The sequence below is a fragment of the Microbacterium testaceum genome, assembly GCF_001476655.1.
Lineage (GTDB): Bacteria > Actinomycetota > Actinomycetes > Actinomycetales > Microbacteriaceae > Microbacterium > Microbacterium testaceum_C.
The window spans coordinates 1-603 of record NZ_LDRT01000264.1 but is presented as its reverse complement, the minus strand read 5'-3'; the positions used below and the strand labels follow the sequence as shown (position 1 = coordinate 603).

The window sequence follows — 603 nt, the reverse complement described above, 5'->3', positions numbered from 1 at the left end:
GCCCCGCCGCAGACGAAGACGAGCTTGCGCGCGCGGAGCCCTTCAAGGGGGTGACGGCGAGGACCACGCCGCTGACCATGAAAAGGAATCCCAGGACGCCGATGGCGATGCCGAGGAAGCCGGTGTTGAAACCGATCGACACTCCCGCGACGAGGGCCCCGAGGCCCGCCAGGACCAGGATGGACCCGTAGACGATGTTGCGGTAGCTGAGGGCGCGACTGGGGGCAGTGACGACGTCGGCGTCGTGACTCATGAGATGGCGCTCCATCTCGTCTAGCAGACGCTGCTCCTGTTCGGAGAGTGGCATGCATCCCCCTCTGTTGCTAAGTACGGACGATTCTACGCGGGGCGTGGATCACTAGGCTAGGCCTGTGGCGACCTCCCCGGAACCGATCGAAGCTGTTTCCCAGCGACTCGACAAGTTCCTCTCTGAGCAGCTATCGTACGCCTCCTCGCTGGGCCCGGAGGCGGAGACGATGAGCCGCGCGGGCGCGGCATCCCTGCGGGGAGGCAAGCGCCTGCGGGCACGGTTCTGCCTCACCGGATGGCGCGCCGTGGCGGAGTCCTCCGTGGCCGGTGCCGTCGCTCCGACGACGGCGGCGA

1 protein-coding gene is annotated in these 603 nt (G+C 67.5%); it reads right to left on the bottom strand.

What is annotated here, in order from left to right; genetic code table 11:
* Window positions 1–307: DUF3040 domain-containing protein (locus NS220_RS18905; protein ID WP_058625475.1), on the bottom strand; the 307-nt coding region annotated here is incomplete at its 3' end.
* Between the last annotated feature and the right edge of the window lie 296 nt (window positions 308–603).